The organism is Blautia massiliensis (ex Durand et al. 2017) (assembly GCF_051861785.1).
Taxonomy (GTDB): domain Bacteria; phylum Bacillota; class Clostridia; order Lachnospirales; family Lachnospiraceae; genus Blautia_A; species Blautia_A luti_A.
This window is the reverse complement of the sequence record NZ_CP146725.1, coordinates 1,608,666-1,626,401: the sequence shown is the minus strand read 5'-3', so window position 1 is coordinate 1,626,401 and position 17,736 is coordinate 1,608,666. Positions and strand designations below refer to the sequence as shown.

Here is a 17,736-nt window from a genome sequence, read left to right as displayed (position 1 = left end):
ATGTCAATGACAACTTGGGTTATATTACAATTTGTGGGTATATTTGCTGCCTATACAGGTCTGACAGTTTTGCTTCCGGCAGTTATGTTTCGCAGAGTACTGAGAGGAAGACGATTGTCAGAGCAGTTTCTGATGTGTTATACATTTGGAAATTTCTATATTATAAATATTGTATTTGCGGTTCAGCTGCTTCATATTTCCAATTTTCAGACACTTGTACTGCTTACTGTGGTTCTGAGTGTGCTGATCTGGAGCCGAGTGAACCGGATTTCTCTGAGAAAACTTATCATAAAGAATGCAGAAGCTTGCAGAAAACTTCTCCAGGGCAGTATGGGAATAAAAGGAGCCTTATACAGAGTATGGCAAAAGTTCATCCGAATGCTGAAATATGCAATCTGTTTCTTTTATCGCGAAGTGGTATGTAATACCCTGCAATGGATATTGGCAGGTGCAATTGTTGCGGCGCTTTTCTGGGTTTACGGCAGACAGCTGATCCTTACTTATGGATATCGTGTATCTGATATTCCGGTACATCTTGATTGGATTAATCAGATGAGTCGGGGGAAACTTTTTACAAGAGGTGTGTATCCGTTTGGATTTCATTGTATGATATATTATTTGCATACAGTTTTTCGAGTAGATACTTATGTAATCCTGTGTGTTTTTTATCTTGTGCAGGTATTTTTTATTCATATGATACTTCTTGCAATGTTGAAAATGTTGTGCAGTTCAAAGTATCTTCCGTATGCAGGAATTCTTATGTATATTCTTGGAAGCTTCTGGGCAAGAAACACATATTTTCGGTTTGGATCTTCACTTCCGCAGGAGTTTGGAATGATCTTTGTGATCCCGTCGATATATTTTTTGATTCGTTTTTTTCAGACAGAAAAAGAAAATTTAAAAACAAAAGAAACGAAATTAACACTTAGTTGTTTCGCATGTGCGTTTTCGTTAACTTTGGCCATTCATTTTTACGGAACTATGATCGCGGGAATGTGTTGTATTGGAATTGCTGCTGGATATGTGTTTCGCTTCTTGAATAAAGAGTATTTTCGGCGTATTATGGTGACGGGAATTATCAGTGTATTTCTGGCTGTGCTTCCAATGGCGATTGCTTTTGCAGGAGGAACACCTCTTCAGGGCTCGCTTGGCTGGGGACTTAGTGTTATTAATGGCGGAAACTCTGATAATGAAGAGGAAGAAAATACTGTTACGCAGGATATGACGATTGAGGAAATAGCTGCGAATCTGCAGGGGGCTTCGGAAAGTAAAGAAAATACCGGTACAGCGTCTGTACAGTCGGGAAAAAATACACCGACTGTAACGGAAACCCCGAAGCCGTCACTTGGGGAAAAAGTCGGAGAAATTCCGGGGAAAATAAAAGATACATGGAATATGATGGCTCAGCGACTCCGGGAGTTTATTATTAATTTACCGGAGAAATGGTGTGCGTATGCTGTGCTGACGGGAATTGGAGTATTGATTCTGCTAGGATTGGTGTTTATTATTTTTCGCAGGACTGCTTATGGTGAAATGCTGATGTCAGCAGGATTTTGCATGGGAATTTTGACTTTACTGCTTTGTGCGGGAAATCTGGGCCTTCCGGTTTTGATGGATCCGGCCAGATGCAGTATTTACTATGCATATCTTCTGGTTGCGACGCTGACATTATTGGGAGATGGAATCCTTTACCTGATATTTATGCCCAGGATTTTGAAAGTCATTCGAAATGCAGCAGCTTTAGGACTAACAGTGATAACTGTAGCAGGAATGATTCATCAGAATCTGATCAAAACACCAGATTTTTTGTCCGGCTATGTATCAAATGGAGCATTGACCTGTCTGACAAATATTATCAGGGAAAATGAAGATAAGACATGGACTATTGTATCAGCCAACGATGAAACTCAGATGGGCCTGGATCATGGATGGCATTATGAGACAATTGCTTTTTTACGTAAGCTGGAAAAGATGGATAAGGACACCAAGGTAATTATTCCTACGAAGAATGTATATTTCTTTATAGAAAAAATTCCGTTGGATTATTCTGTGGTGTATTCTGGAAGTGGACAATCCATCTCAAAAAAAGGGGCAAGTCAGAGTCTGCCAAATGTAGGTGGAATTTCCATGTATCAGGGAGAAGGAAGATGGATCCTTATGTCCAGAATGTATTACTGGGCACAGGCATTTATGGAAAAATATCCAAATGATATGAAAGTATACTATGAATCCGAAGATTTTATATGTTATGTGATGCCTCAGAATATGTATCATCAGTATAATTTTGCTATAGATTACGGATATAATCAGGTTCAGACACAGGAGGCTATTAACAGTTAAATATAAATTATAAAATCATATAAGTACATGTTGAGTTTTATAAGATTAAAGCCTAAAAATCGCATTACAATTGGATATTGTCGCGTTTCCAGCCATAAACAGAAAGATGATATGGAACGACAGATTGATAATGTTAAGACATATCTTCTGGCAAAAGGACAGCCATTTGAGATAATAAGTGATATCGGTTCCGGAATTAATTATAAGAAAAAAGGACTCCAGGAATTGATCAGGCGAATATCTCAAGATCAGGTTGAAAAGGTTGTTGTTTTATATAAAGATCGGCTATTGCGATTTGGTTTTGAATTGATAGAATATATCGCTTCGCTTTATAATTGTGAGATTGAGATTATTGATAATACTGAAAAATCCGAACAGCAGGAACTTGTTGAAGATCTGGTTCAGATGATCACAGTATTCAGTTGCCAATTACAAGGAAAACGAGCGAATAAAGCCAAGAAACTTATCCGGGAACTGATACAGGAGGAAGCAGATGGTAAAAGTCATAAAAGCAATGTTGATACCAAACAATGTACAGAAAACTAAGATGTTTCAGTACGCAGGTGCTTCAAGATTTGCTTATAACTGGGCTTTGGCAAGGGAAATAGAAAACTATGAAAAAGGCGGAAAATTCATTTCAGATGCAGAACTCAGAAAAGAATTTACAAAGCTTAGACATTCTGATGAATACGCATGGTTATTGAGTATTTCAAATAATGTAACCAAACAGGCAATCAAAGATGCCTGCACTGCTTATAAGAACTTTTTCAAAGGTTTGCAGAAATTCCCAAGATTCAAGTCAAAAAAGAGATCAATGCCGAAGTTCTATCAGGATAATATTAAGATACAATTCAGCAATACTCATGTTAAGTTTGAAGGATTTTCTTCGAGCAGGAAAAGAAATAAACAAAAACTAAATTGGGTAAGACTTGCAGAGCATGGTCGTATTCCTACAGATGCTAAATACATGAATCCGAGAATATCTTTTGATGGGTTGAACTGGTGGATCAGCGTATGTGTGGAATTTCCTGATTGCATAGAAAAACTTAATGATGATGGAATTGGTATAGATCTAGGAATCAAAGATCTGGCTATTTGCTCTGATGGAGCTAAGTATAAGAACATCAATAAAAGTCAGAAAGTAAAGAAACTAGAAAAACAGAAACGCAGATTACAGCGTAGTATCTCTCGCTCTTACGAGAAAAATAAGAAAGGAGAAAGTTACTGCAAAACAAATAATGTAATCAAAAAGGAAAAACTTTTATTAAAACGAAATCACAGATTAACAAATATCCGTAAGAACTATTTGAATCAGACTACATCCGAAATTGTAAGTCGAAAACCAAGATTTATTTGTATTGAAGATTTGAATGTTAGTGGAATGATGAAAAATAGACATTTATCAAAAGCAGTTCAGAATCAGGGGTTTTTTGAGTTTAGAAAGCAGCTTGAACACAAGTGCGGCGATAAAGGGATTCAGCTTATTGTGGCTGATTGGTTTTATCCATCATCAAAGCTTTGCCGTTGCTGTGGAAACATTAAAAAAGACTTGAAATTATCTGATAGAATTTATAAATGTGATTGTGGAAATGTCATTGATAGAGATTTTCAGGCATCTATAAATCTCAAGGCTTATGGAGAAAGATTTGCAAGCTAACACTAAAACGTTAGTGCAAATATGTACGGGTACGTTAATCCGGAATTTACGCCTATGGAGAGTACAAGAACTTGTGAGTAGATAGATATTTATATCATCAAAAGCATACTCGTTGAAGTAGGAATGAAACATAGAAGTTTATAACTTTTTATAAGTTTTTAGTAACGGAAAATAATTAACATAATGGTTTCCATAAGAAAATTTTTCAGCATAGCTATCATGATGTTCGTATTACTGTTTCTGTTTCAGTTTTCCATGGTGCTGAGGGACAGGCAGAACACCTATGATGTTAACTCAAATCTTGCACCAAAACAGAATGATGGAAAAAATGTCTGGAAAAACGAAGAACTCGATCCTGCGTCTGTGGGAACAACGGACAGAAGGTATGTACTTTTTGTAGGTGATTCGTCTTCTGATATGGCAGAGGCTGTAAGCAGATGGTGTACTTATGCAAAATGGGATATTTCAAAATGCAGTTCCATGGAGAAATTTAAAGAGAATGACAAAAATCTTCCGGGAATGCTGATCTTGGAGTCCGAAAAGTATGCACTTGATGATAATCTGAAAAAAATAGAAGAACTGGAACAAAAAGGAGTAATCATTGTTTTCGGATGTCTGGAAAATGCGGAGAATATTGAAAAGAATCAGGAACTTCAGGACTTTATGGGAATCTGTAAAGTTGTTTCCGCAAAAACAGAAATTACAGGAGTAAAGCTTTTCGAGGGGCTGCTTCTGGGTGGTGAAGTAGTTTATGAAACGCCGGAAGATAAAGATGAAAGAGATCGACAGGATCTGCAGCTTAATGTGCCCTGGTATCAGGTTGGCAGCGGAACCAAGACCTATATGGTCGGACTCCTGGATCAGTCCAAACAGAAGGAAACGGTAGAAAATGAAGAACTTCCCACACTGATCTGGAGAAACGGAATCCGGAACGGAAGCATCTTCTGTGTAGTTGGAGATTACATGAAAGACAGTACGGCACTGGGTCTTCTGGATGGCATGGTGGCAGAGGCATCTTCATATTACATTTATCCGGTAGTTAATGCACAGAATCTTTCCATGATCAATTTTCCTGTATTTGCAGATGAGAATAATGAACAGATGATGGAGTTATACAGTCAGTCCATAACAGGAATGGCCAGAGATATCATGTGGCCGTCACTTATATCCATTGTCGAAAAAGGCGGCTTGAAGATGACCTGTTTTATGCAGCCGCAGACAAACTACGAGGATGGAATAGAGCCGACCAGCAGGGATCTGGTATTTTATCTGAAACAGATGAAAGAACAGAATGCGGAAGCCGGTTTGTCCCTGCAGTATAAAAATGCGGAATCATTAAGAGATAAACTGAATCAGGATGCTGAGTTTTTCCGGAAGGCTGACAGCAGCTATAAATACGGAGCAGCTTATACAGAAGAAAAGGATCTGGACACCGTCAAAGCTCTGATGAATACTGAATTAATGAAGAATGTAAGCACACTGGTATGTGAATACACAGAGGATGAGCCTGTAATATCCTACTGTACAGATTCTGTAACCTTGCAGTCTGTCATAAGTGACGGAATGAATTATACCTACAGCGATGATATCCGTATGAGAAGTATTCAGAGCTCACTGGGCTATACCAATGTTATGCTGAATATGCAGAAGATTTTCTGGCCGGAACGGAAAAAAGACCGCTGGCAGATCATGCAGAAACGTTTTTCCAGCAATCTTCTCACCTACTGGAAAAATTTTACCGGTTTTGACAGCACTACACTTTCCGAGAGCAATACCAGAACAAGAACCTTCCTGAATCTGGATTTTTCAGAGACCAGGACAGATGATGAGATCATTCTGAAAACATCTGAGAGCGGAAGCTGGTTTATCTTAAGAACCCATGGAGAAGAAATCGAAGAAATCGAAGGCGGCACACAGAAAAAACTGGAGGATAATGTTTATCTGATCCAGGCACAGGATACAACTGTGAAGATCCAGGTAAAAACAGCAGGACTCCATTACAGCAAATAAGAGAGGACACAGATGAAAGTTTGTATTGTGGCAGAAGGGTGTTATCCGTATGTAGTCGGAGGTGTATCCGGCTGGATCAACAGTTTGATAAAGTCATTTCCAAATGTGGAATTTATATTGCTGGCAATTGTAGCCAACCGTTCTTTTCGGGGAAAATTCGTCTATGAGCTTCCGGAAAATCTTACACAGGTTTATGAGGTATATCTGGAGGACAGTGAGTGGGAAGGCGGAGACAGAAAGAGAAAACGAAGAAAAAAAGTTCATATTTCCCGTAAAGAATACGAGGAACTTCTGAACATGGTCCTGAACCGGAAAACAGACTGGGGCGTGATCTTTGATCTGTTTCATAAGAAACGTCTTTCTGTAGATGATCTTCTTATGGACGAGGACTTTTTTATGATCGCCAGGGAATGTTATAACAGAAATTATTCAAACATCAATTTTTCGGATTTTCTCTGGACGCTGAGATCGATCTATCTGCCAATGTTCTGGACATTAAAGATGGATGTGCCGAAAGCGGATCTATATCACTGTGTAGCTACCGGTTATTCCGGGATCCTGGGAAGTATGGCGAAACATTTTCATGGAAGCTCTCTTCTGATATCTGAGCATGGTATTTACACCAGAGAGCGTGAGGAGGAGCTGATCAAGGCTGCCTGGGTCAGGGGCGTATATAAAAATATCTGGATCGAGCAGTTTAAGAAGATGTCTCTTCTGGCCTATGAGAAAGCGGACACTGTCACCTGTCTGTATGATCACGCAAGGGAGCTTCAGATCGAGCTTGGCTGCCCGGAAGAAAAAATCAAAGTAACACCCAATGGTATCAACACAGAAGCACTGGCAGATCTTCCGGGAAAGAATGAAGAAGAGCAGCAGTTTATCAATGCGGGAGCTGTTCTCCGTGTAACCCCGATTAAAGACGTAAAGACCATGATACAGGCATTTGATTTTGCAAAAAAAAGTGTCAAAAATCTGAAACTCTGGATCATGGGGCCTGCAGACGAGGATGTGAAATACGCTCAGGAATGTTATGATCTGGTGGAGTCCCTGGGAACAAAAGATATCGAGTTTACAGGAAGAGTTAATGTAAAAGATTATCTGGGAAAAATGGATTTCACATTGCTCACCAGCATCAGTGAGGGACAGCCGCTGACGATCCTTGAGAGCTATGCAGCTCATAAACCGGTCATAGCTACAGATGTAGGAAACTGCCGGGAGCTGATCTATGGCAGCAACGATGATTTCGGGGAAGCAGGGATACTGACACACATTATGAATATTGAGGAGATCGCCCATGCCATGGTGACGATGTCCTCACAGGAAGAAGAAAGATTGCGTATGGGAGAAGCCGGTTATAAACGTGTAAATGCGTTTTACCGGATCGAACAGATGAAAGCAGTGTATCAGGACATTTACAAGGGATTTGCTGATAAACAGGGACTTGAGTGGACGGAGGAGCCTTTCAGTATAGGAGAATAATAATCTCAGGACGGAGAGAATACATGGCTGGAATAGGTGTAAAACTGACAAACATATACAAAAAGAATACGCTGACAACAGATATCATAGGAGTTGGATACAGTACGGTCGTTACCATTGCACCAATGCTTGTTGTGATCGGTGCACTTGTACTTATGGAATACTTTCTGGATTTTTCCTCTGTAGCTTATATTACAAGGGAACTGTTTTCCTGTACAGTGCTGTATATTTTTATTTTCTCATTGCTGACAGCATCACCGTTTAACTCTGTACTGTCAAAATATATGTCGGATGTGATCTATGAAGAGAAATATGAGGATATCCTGCCCTGCTATTATGTGGGAATGTTCATGAATATTCTTCTCAGTTCTGTGTTGGGAATTATATTCTGTGTTCGCGAGGTGATCGTGGGAAAGGTAGATATCATTTATGTTTTTACAGGATACTGCGGATATATAGCACTTGTCCTGGTGTTTTATTCCATGCTGTATCTGTCTATCTGTAAGGATTACAAAAAAATCTCGTTTTTCTTTGCAGCAGGCATGACAGTTACTTTCTTTCTGTCATTGCTTCTTGTAAAAATATTTCACTGGAGTATCACCTACGGAATGCTGTTTTCACTGGCTGTCGGGTTCTGGCTGATCGCCTGTATGGAAATGTCTGTGGTGCGAAGCTATTTCAGGGAAAACAGCGGAAGGTACAGAGAGGTTCTGGGATATTTCAGAGAATACTGGCCGCTGGTTGTAACGAATTTTCTGTATACACTGGGACTTTATATTCATAATTTTGTTTTCTGGACAACAAATCTTCACATGATAGTGGTAAAATCCTTTGTATGTGTAACAACGTATGATATGGCAACCTGCCTTGCGATGTTTACAAATATCTCTGCAAGTGTTATCTTTATCAGCAGAGTGGAAATGTATTTTCACGACAGATACAAGGCATATTCAGAGGCAGTTATCGGCGGAAGAGGAGCGGATATCGCCATTACGAAAAAAAGGATGTTCCGTACTCTTTCAGAAGAGCTGATGAGCCTTGCAAGAGTCCAGTTTATTATTACACTGGTGATCTTTCTGGTCTGTATGATCTTTCTTCCTCAGCTTGGTTTCGGAGGAATGACACTGAGGATCTATCCGTGTCTGGCAGCAGGATATTTTATTCTGTTTCTCATGTATGCAGAAATTATTTTTATGTATTATTTTAATGATATGAAAGGCTGTGTGCTGACAGGACTGGCATTCTGCCTGATCACGATGGCAGGAAGTATGATTTCCACACATTTTTCGGAGATCTGGTATGGTGCAGGACTTGTTGCAGGAAGTTTCGCAGGATGGACAGTAGCCTATATGAGGCTTCAGTGGATGGAAAAACATCTGGATTTTCATATATTCTGCAACGGACATCTGCTGAAAAAGAAAAAAGGAGACTGCCCATCGCCAAAAGTATTTGACAGATATGAGCAGTAGGAAAGGAACGAAAAAATGGCTTCAGGAGATATACTTAGATTATTTGTAATTGCGGCAGGAGCATATATGCTTGTAAAAGCAGTACTGTCACTTGCAAAAAGAAAAATGACAGAACCATTTTGCCTTGCATGGGTATTATTATCTGCGCTGATGATTCTTTCCGGTGTGCTTTTGAATCCGTCTCAGCTGGATCGGTACATAAGCACAAGAGGACTGATCCTGATCATCATCGTTGTATCAGGAATTTTATGGGGACTGTGGTTTATAAGCACCCAGGTATCCCTTCTGAAAAGACGGAATCAGGAAATGGCCATGCAGATATCACTTTTAAATAACGACTGTGAGAAAATATTTAAAGAGCTGGAGAAAATGAAAAAAGAAAAATGAAAAAAGTATTGTTTGTCATCAACACTCTTGGAGGTGCCGGAGCAGAAAAAGCACTTCTGGAGCTGCTGAAAAGATTTTCGCCGGAGCAGTATCAGACTGATCTTTATGTACTGCTTGAACAGGGCGAACTGATCAGTCAGGTGCCGGAGTATGTAAATATCCTGAACAGAGATTATACAGCAGAATCGGTTCTTACAAGAGAGGGAAAAAAGAAACTGAATAAAAAGGTTTTCAGGCGGCTGTTTACCAGAGGAGCTTTGTTTAAAAACATTCCGTATCTGATAAAAAATATCTCAGTTATGCTGAAACAAAAGAAAATTCATGCAGACAAGCTTCTGTGGCGTGTTATGTCAGACAGCGGAATGAGTCTGGATAAGGAGTATGATATGGCGATCGCTTATCTGGAAGGCGGTTCCACATATTTTGTCCATGACCATGTGAAGGCAAAGCAGAAGTTCACATTTTTGCATGTGGACTATTCGTATGCAGGCTACAGCAGAAAACTGGATAAAAACTGCTATCTGGATTTTGACAGGGTCTTTACGGTGTCCGGTGAAGTAAAAGAAAGCTTTGAAAAAATATATCCCGAGTGTGCAGACAGAACCTTTATTTTCCACAATCTGATCGACAGGAAGGAAATCATAAGAAAAGCAGAACTTCCAGGCGGTTTTGAGGATACATATAACGGAAAAAGGATACTGACTGTAGGAAGATTAACTGTTCAGAAAGCTTATGAAACAGCTATTGACGCAATGAAACTTCTGAAAGACCAGGGCGTAAATGTGCGCTGGTATGTGTTGGGAGAAGGTGAGCTGAAAGAGCAGCTTCAGCAGAAAATAGACAGTCTTGGGCTTACCGGAGATTTTATCCTGCTGGGAGCAGAGGAAAATCCCTATCCCTATTATAAGCAGTGTGATCTGTATGTGCATGCTACCCGTTTTGAAGGAAAAAGCATTTCAGTACAGGAAGCACAGGTTCTTGGCTGTGCGATCCTGGTGTCGGACTGCAGCGGAAACCGGGAACAGGTAAATGATGGAATAGACGGATCCTTATGTCAGCTGTCAGCGGAAGACATCAGCAGAAATATAAAAGAGCTGCTGGAAGATGATGAGAAATGTATGCAGTACAGAAAAAATGCCTCTCGTCGGATCTCAGATAATCAGGAGGATGAAATGAAACTGTTTTGCTGCAGCAGGAATGACAGGAATGGAGCAGAGCGGAATACAAAAGTTCGATATATATAGCGTAAGAAAAGAGAAAGAAAGCCATGGGAAACAGAAAAGAAGTTTTGATTATTATTCCGGCGTACAATGAAGAAAAAACGATTGTTCCAGTGCTTGAAAAGCTGGAACAGCCGGAAATCGCGCAGATCGCAGATGTACTGGTTATGAACGATGCATCCTCAGATGCAACCAATCATGTAACAAAAGAGAGAAAACATGATGTTGTGACTCATGTTTTTAATCTTGGATATGGAAGTGGCCTGCAGCTTGGATATAAGTATGCAGTGCGAAAGGATTACCGTTATGTGATACAGATGGATGCAGACGGACAGCATGATGTATGCAATATTCCGAAAATCTATGAGGCATTGCAGACCAGAGATGAGAACGGTGAGCTACCGGATATTGTCCTGGGTTCAAGATTTATGGAAGGAAGCACAGATTTTCCGGTATCTCCGGCGAAAAAAATTGCATTTGCGTGGTTTCGGACAATGCTGAGACTGGGAACAGGAAGAAGCATTTCTGATCCGACTACAGGCCTGCAGGGGCTGAGCTGGAGAACTTTTCTTTTTTATTCCAAATATGATAACTTTGATGATAAATATCCAGACGCAAATATGCTGATGCAGATGCTGCTTCTGGGATTCCGGGTCAGGGAAATTCCGGCAGTGATGCATATGAGAACAGAAGGAATCAGCATGCATTCCGGGCTGAAGCCAATACTCTATATGTTCCGCATGACTTTTTCCGTTCTGGCAGTATGGATCAGGGAAAAAATCCTCAAGATGGATGAAGGTAAGATACATGCTCTGGAAAAATATGATAAATAGAAATGGCTGGGATTTCCGGCAGGCAGAACTCGCAGAGAGTCTGGATGAACCGGAAAATCCCGGCAGAGGATGGTACGGGATCTATACTTTTATGGTTGAACAGAGTATAGATCCGGGAGAACTGAGATGGAGTCTGAGACAGGGGGAGTCGATGGCACTGGTACTGCTTGATATCCACGCATATCGCAGTAAGCTGCTGGATGAAGATGCCCTTGGAAATATCAGGAACATTCTCAGTTTTTTTATGCAATACAAAAAGGATGTGATTTTTCGTCCTGTATATGACCGGGAAGGAAATGGACGAAGCTGCGAGCCGGATGCTTTTGAACTGGTGCTGGAGCACATGAGACAGATTGGAGAAATATTGAAAAGTGTAAAACATTCTGTGTTTATTTTTCAGGGAATGCTGGTTGGCAGCTGGGGAGAGATGCACGATTCCGAATATTTATCTCCGGAACATCTTCATAAGATGTGGAGCTGTATGAGGGAGTACCTTGGAGAGGATATCTGTCTGGCTGTGCGTACGCCGTCACAGTGGAGAACCCTGAGAAGTGAAGAGGATTTTTTGCAGAAAAAATACTCACGGCTGTCATTGTTTGACGATGGTATCCTGGGATCTCTGACACATCTTGGAACATTCGGTACTATGACAAAAGAGGCGGCAGGATGGCGCGGTGCATGGACCAGAAAAGAAGAGCTGGATTTTATCAGCCGGCTTACAGAAAGCCTGCCCTGTGGCGGTGAGGTGACTTCCTGTACAGGAGAAGATGCCGTGAAAGTCAGAGAGGCGGATTTCATTATCAGTGAACTGAAGAACATGCATCTTGTTTATCTGGACCGTACTTACGATATGGAAGTTCTTAACCGGTGGAAACAAATAAATTATACAGGCTCCGGGATCTGGCAGGGGCGAAGCCTTTATGAATATATAGGCAGCCACCTTGGTTATCGCCTGACAGTAAAAAGCGTTCAGATGAAACGTACCTGGCGTGGAAAAGCAGAATTTACCATTGAAATTGAAAATACCGGATTTGGAAAGCTGTTTCAGGATGCGGAATTATTTCTGATGATCGAGAATGAGGATCAGCAGAAAGAAGTTCCGGTTTCTATGGATCTGCGGAAAATATTGCCGGGAACTGTTCTCTGTGGAAAAGCAGTGACAGGGCCTGCCCGCGGGAAAGTTTTTCTGAAAGCCCGGAGAAGATCAGACGGGCGAAGTATTTATTTTTCAAATAAAAACAGTGACGAAAGTCTTTGCATCGGGCTTCTTTAAAAATATCTATACATGCAATTATGAATTGATTATAATGATTATAACCAAAAGTAGAAAGGATAAGTGAAGCTTGAAACAGAAATCCAGGACTGAGTATTCTGTCATGAATACAACGGTAGCCTTTATTGCACAGGTAACAGCAATTCTTATGGGCTTTTTTACAAGGGTCGTTTTTACGAGAACGCTCAGTGAAGGTTATGTAGGAATCAATGGTCTGTTTACAGATATATTAAACATATTATCATTATCAGAACTTGGAGTAGGAACTGCAATTACATATGCTCTTTACGGTCCAATTGCCAGAAATGATATCAAAAAACAGCAGATCCTGATGCGGATGTTCCGTACTTTTTACAGAATGACAGCAGGTTTTGTTCTGGTGGCGGGACTGTGCCTGATTCCGTTTCTGGATATTCTGATGAAGGACAGGCCGGATGTGGATCATCTGATCATGATCTATATTCTGTATCTTACGAATTCAGTTGTGTCTTATTTGCTGATTTACAAGAAGACATTGGTGGATGCTCACCAGATGAATTATATTACTGTGATGTATCATAATGGATTTCTTGTATTGCAGGATATCTGTCAGATCGTTGTATTGCTTCTGACCGGGAACTTTATCCTGTTTCTTATTGTTGCGGTTGTGTGTACGATAAGTGGAAATGTTTGTATGTCCAGAAAAGCGGACAGACTTTTTCCTTACTTGAAGGAGCCTTGTAAGGATAAACTTCCGCAGAATGAAAGAAGGGATATTTTTCAGAATGTAAAAGCAATGCTTATGCACAAGATTGGCAATGTAGTGGTGAATAATACTGATAACCTTCTGATATCCAGTTTTGTTGGGGTTGTTACAGCCGGTATTTATTCCAATTATTTTCTGATTATAGGATCTGTGCGTCAGGTATTGGATCAGGCTATGCTGGGGGTTACGGCAAGTGTGGGAAACCTTGGCGTGACAGAAGATAAGGAAAAGGTAGGGCAGATCTTTGACAGGCTATTTTTTATTGGATACTGGTTATTCGGATTTGCGGGAATCTGTCTTATGGAACTTCTGAATCCTTTTGTGGAGATTGCATTTGGAAAAAAATATCTGTTTGCGAGAGAAATCGTGCTGATTCTTTGTATTAACTTTTTTATCAATGGAATGAGGCGTGCTATACTGATCTTCAAAGAATCTATGGGCTTGTTTTGGTATGATCGTTATAAAGCTGTGGCAGAGGCTGTCTTAAATCTGGTGATTTCTGTTTTGCTGGTAACACATTTAGGAGTGGCAGGAGTGTTTGTGGGAACATTTTGCAGCACTGTACTTACCTCTGTATGGGTGGAACCTTATGTGATCTATAAATACAGACTTGAAAGACCGGTGACTGGATTTTTCATAAAGTATGCCGGATATCTTGGAGTGATGGCAGCAGTATGGGGAATTACCGAATATTGCTGCAGGTTTATTTCAGGACAGGCATTTTTTGTTTTGGTATTAAGGCTGATGATCTGTCTGATAGTACCGAATATTCTGTTATGGCTGGTTTACAGAAAGACTGTTGAATGGAGAGAATTATGGATCTTGCTGATAAGAATAATAAAAAGGGTTTTTGCAGGAAAAAAATCTCAGTGATCATACCAGTATATAATGCTGAAAAGTACATCAGGGAAACTCTGGACAGTATTATAAAACAGAGTTATGAGAATTGGGAAATTATACTTGTAGAAAACGGATCAGAAGATAAAAGCCCCGATATCATCCGGGAATATGAGGAAAAATATACGGAGATCCATATGATAAAAAGTCCTGGAAAAGGTCCCGGTCCGGCGAGAAATGCTGGACTTGAAGCTGCACAGGGAGAGTACATCGTGTTTGTGGATTCCGATGATTATATTCCGGATGAAGATGTGTTTTATCAGTATATCAGCATTACGGAAAGTATAAATGCGGATATTGTTGTCAGCAATTATGCAAGATTATGGGATGGAAAACTGCTTCCGGCCCAGGGAACACAGACTTTTGCACTATCGAGTCCTTTATCTGAAGCGTTTCGTTTTCAGGGCTTTTTTTCTGTTGGAACTTTGTCTTATGTATGGGGAAAATTATATAAAAGAGAGTTTCTGGAAAAGAATCAGATTGTTTTTACAGATAGTGCCTATGCAGAAGATAAGCTGTTTAATATGCAGTGTTATGTATGTGATGCGAAATATGTATTTCTTGAGAAACAGGGTTATGTTTACCGTAGAAATTTGGAATCGATTTCATGGAAATATCATCCAAATTCAGCTAAAAGCTGGATGAAGATCGCTTATACAATCAAAGAATGGATTGAAGAAAAGCAAAAAGATATGGATATGTATAAAGGCTTGGTGCAATATACACTTTTTTTTGCTTCTTTCTTTGATGGTAAGATGGAATATATACAGCATAATAATTCTTTGTGGGCAGTGCGGAAAGTATTGAAAGTTTATGGTCAGGAGCCTCTTGGAAAAGAGAGTTTTCTGGAACTTTCCCAAAAAAGAAAATTGTCAGAATTAAAACAGCCTTTGTGGAAGATCATCATCAGGGGATTTGCGTTGGGAATGAAGCATCAGTGGTATTTGTTTTTATCAGTGGGGATCAAACTGGTGGTCGATCTGAAAATAGATGAGAGATTATCTGATACAGGACTTCGTGAATAGGAGAGGCAGAATATGGGATATTGGATTAGTCAGTTTATACAGGTTCTTATCGGATATATTTTTCTGATGTATTTATGGCCGTCTGTTGTCTTCAGAAAAAAGCTGTCCGGGAAAAGCCTGACTTATCGTTTTGCATTCTGTTCCATAGTTTCCGTTCTGCTGATCAATGCAGTGGTGCTTGGATTGGGATTGATTCATATACTAAAGGGATGGATCATTTTCTGTATTTTTTATGGGATATTTGCGCTCTCTGTTCTGAAGAAAAAAGAGCTGTGTAGCAGCTTTTTGGTACAGGTGCGGACATTCTTTTCGGGAACATTAGGCTGGAAATCTCTTTTGTTCCGATTAGCCGATACAGTAAGAAATATTATAGTAAATATCCTGAAATGGTTGGACAAAAAAACCAAGGGCAGAAAAATAGAGTACAGTATTCTAATGGTACTGATCATATTTGGCATTATGTATTTCTCTTATGGTGCATTTCAGTGCCATTCCTATGGATGGGGTGATATGTATGTTCATCATGCATGGATCTATGGGCTGCAAGAAGGAAAGATCTTTCTGGAAGGTGTTTATCCGGAAGCTATGCATTGTTTTATTTATGTGATGAATGTTCTGTTTGGAATACCAGTATACAGCAGTCTTTTATTTTTGGGAGAGATTCATACAAGTGCTTTCCTTATTGCAATTTACTGTCTGCTCAGAGAAGTAATGAAATCCCAATATACAGTTTATCTTGTTCTTACTGCATTTCTGACAGTAGATGTTATATGTGTTGATGAGATTTACGGTATATCCAGACTGCAATATACCATACCGCAGGAATTTGGCCTGTATACAGAGTTTTTGTGCGCCATGTATCTGATTCGTTTTATGCGAAAAAAACAGGATTCGAAAGAGAAAAAAGACGACCTGTTTCTGTTTACGATGGCACTGGCAGCTTCCCTTGCGATTCATTTTTATGTTACGATCATGGCATTTTTTCTGTGCGGTTCCTTTGCTGTTTTTGGAATCAGGAAGATCTTTCAGAAGAAAAATTTCGGCAAACTTATTGCTGCTGTTATTGCAGCTGTTGTTATTTCCACAATACCGATGGTACTTGCTTTTGCAACAGGAATCCCGCTTCAGGGCTCGCTGAACTGGGGAATGAATATTATCAATGGTACAGATACAAAAGAGGGAAGAACACAGGTTGCACAAAGTATTAACGATGAAAGCAGTATGGATGAGGCTGCCCGGAAATTGTTAGAGAGTAGCAGTGAAACTGGGCAGAATCAGTCACAGACATCTTCTGACGGAGAAAATGTTCAGCAAAGTACCGACAGTGTGCAGGTACAGCCAAAGGTCTCCCTGAAAGACCGGGTACAGAAGATCCTCGATGAAGTAAAGCTTGTATATAAATATGGATATGCGAAGCTTTATGGTGGAACACGTGCCAGCTGGCTTATGAAATTTACACTGATCGCACTGGCACTTGGTATTTTGAATGTGGCTGTTTATTTTATCCGATTCCGGAAAGTTCCGTTTGAAATGTATCTGGGAATAACTTTTGCATCTGTACTTTTTATGGTTTTGTATGCGGCACCATTCTTAGGACTGCCGGAGATCATTGCAGGTGCCCGTCTATGTCTGACAGAGCAGGTATTACTGTTGTCTATGATGGCGATTCCTGTTGACCAGTTGTTTTTCCTGTTTGAAAAAACAAGAGTAAGAGGGCTGGCACCGTATCTGAGTGTTTTGGGAGTAGCTTTCATTTATACAGGAACGAATTATTTTGGAGTATTTCATGGCTATTTGTATTACGAGCTGACACGCTACAATTCTGTTGTGGAACTTACAAACAGTATTATTGATGAATATCCGCAGTATACGTATACCATTATATCTACAACAGAGGAAACATATCAGGCAATCGAATCCGGACGGCATGAGGAAATTCTTGATTTTTATTATAAATCAAAACAGAACCAGTATTATATTCCTACAGAATATCTCTTTTTCTATATAGAAAAGAAGCCGATCTATTATGCACAGTATCATTTTTTTTCGGGACCGAGATGGCTGGCTCAGGCCAAATATCCAAAATACTATAAGACTTTAAATGCTGTTCTGAGTCAGGGAAATGATATAAAGAATGGTAAAATCTCAGAAAAATTGGTGGGAGAACCTCTTGCGATCATGGGAAAAGCTTCTGATGCATATTCAAACATCAAAAACCGACAGATCCTGGAGTCAGAAATATATGACTGGTGCATGAATTTTAAATCTTGTTTTCCAAATGAAATCAAGACATATTATGAAGATGATAATTTTATATGTTTTGCAATAAGACAGAATTCGGATCGGTTGTACGATTTAAGCAATTAGGAAAATATCAGAAACGAAAATTTCGAATTGCAGT

At 39.8% G+C, this 17,736-nt stretch carries 12 protein-coding genes and 1 pseudogene; all 13 read left to right on the top strand.

The genetic code is table 11. The features are described 5' to 3' along the window. The 13 genes and pseudogenes from V9W66_RS07815 to V9W66_RS07755 all read left to right on the top strand — a co-directional run bounded on the left by V9W66_RS07815 (position 1) and on the right by V9W66_RS07755 (position 17,702). Positions 1-2,340, top strand: coding sequence for a hypothetical protein (locus V9W66_RS07815; RefSeq protein WP_243125583.1), 2,340 nt, complete (start codon positions 1-3; stop codon positions 2,338-2,340). Positions 2,341-2,379: 39 nt separating this feature from the next. Further along, positions 2,380-2,886: pseudogene (locus V9W66_RS07810) on the top strand (IS607 family transposase); the annotation flags it as partial. Beyond that, positions 2,834-3,997 carry an RNA-guided endonuclease InsQ/TnpB family protein gene (locus tag V9W66_RS07805; RefSeq protein ID WP_439362988.1) on the top strand — a complete coding sequence of 388 codons (1,164 nt, stop codon included), beginning with the start codon at positions 2,834-2,836 and terminating at the stop codon, positions 3,995-3,997. The pseudogene V9W66_RS07810 and the gene V9W66_RS07805, both read left to right, overlap by 53 nt. 219 nt (positions 3,998-4,216) lie before the next feature. After that, a complete protein-coding gene (locus tag V9W66_RS07800; RefSeq protein ID WP_243121564.1) occupies positions 4,217-6,007 on the top strand; it encodes a DUF2194 domain-containing protein in 1,791 nt (596 codons plus the stop codon). Between the two features lie 12 nt (positions 6,008-6,019). After that, entirely contained in the window at positions 6,020-7,486 is a 1,467-nt protein-coding gene (gene pelF, locus V9W66_RS07795; RefSeq protein WP_144092107.1) for a GT4 family glycosyltransferase PelF, read from the top strand. A 23-nt stretch (positions 7,487-7,509) separates the two neighbouring features. After that, the gene (gene pelG / locus V9W66_RS07790; RefSeq protein WP_144092105.1) at positions 7,510-8,955 is read left to right on the top strand and encodes an exopolysaccharide Pel transporter PelG; all 1,446 of its coding nucleotides are present in this window, start codon (positions 7,510-7,512) and stop codon (positions 8,953-8,955) included. Positions 8,956-9,021: 66 nt separating this feature from the next. Then, positions 9,022-9,342 (top strand): hypothetical protein, encoded by a 321-nt coding sequence (locus tag V9W66_RS07785; RefSeq protein WP_288631595.1) that lies wholly within the window; start codon positions 9,022-9,024, stop codon positions 9,340-9,342. Beyond that, the gene (locus tag V9W66_RS07780) at positions 9,339-10,586 is read left to right on the top strand and encodes a glycosyltransferase (RefSeq protein WP_144092101.1); all 1,248 of its coding nucleotides are present in this window, start codon (positions 9,339-9,341) and stop codon (positions 10,584-10,586) included. The genes V9W66_RS07785 and V9W66_RS07780 overlap by 4 nt, the downstream gene beginning before the upstream one ends. Positions 10,587-10,609: 23 nt before the next feature. After that, entirely contained in the window at positions 10,610-11,395 is a 786-nt protein-coding gene (locus V9W66_RS07775; protein ID WP_144092099.1) for a glycosyltransferase family 2 protein, read from the top strand. Continuing rightward, positions 11,370-12,668, top strand: coding sequence for a DUF4832 domain-containing protein (locus tag V9W66_RS07770; RefSeq protein WP_439362987.1), 1,299 nt, complete (start codon positions 11,370-11,372; stop codon positions 12,666-12,668). Before V9W66_RS07775 ends, V9W66_RS07770 begins: the two co-directional genes overlap by 26 nt. 70 nt (positions 12,669-12,738) lie before the next feature. Further along, complete coding sequence (locus tag V9W66_RS07765) at positions 12,739-14,286, top strand: lipopolysaccharide biosynthesis protein (protein ID WP_243121562.1); 1,548 nt, start codon at positions 12,739-12,741, stop codon at positions 14,284-14,286. Continuing rightward, positions 14,283-15,335: a glycosyltransferase family 2 protein gene (locus V9W66_RS07760; protein WP_243121561.1), complete on the top strand. Its 1,053-nt coding sequence runs from the start codon at positions 14,283-14,285 to the stop codon at positions 15,333-15,335. Before V9W66_RS07765 ends, V9W66_RS07760 begins: the two co-directional genes overlap by 4 nt. Before the next feature lie 12 nt (positions 15,336-15,347). Then, positions 15,348-17,702 carry a hypothetical protein gene (locus tag V9W66_RS07755; RefSeq protein ID WP_144092093.1) on the top strand — a complete coding sequence of 785 codons (2,355 nt, stop codon included), beginning with the start codon at positions 15,348-15,350 and terminating at the stop codon, positions 17,700-17,702. Positions 17,703-17,736: the final 34 nt, after the last annotated feature.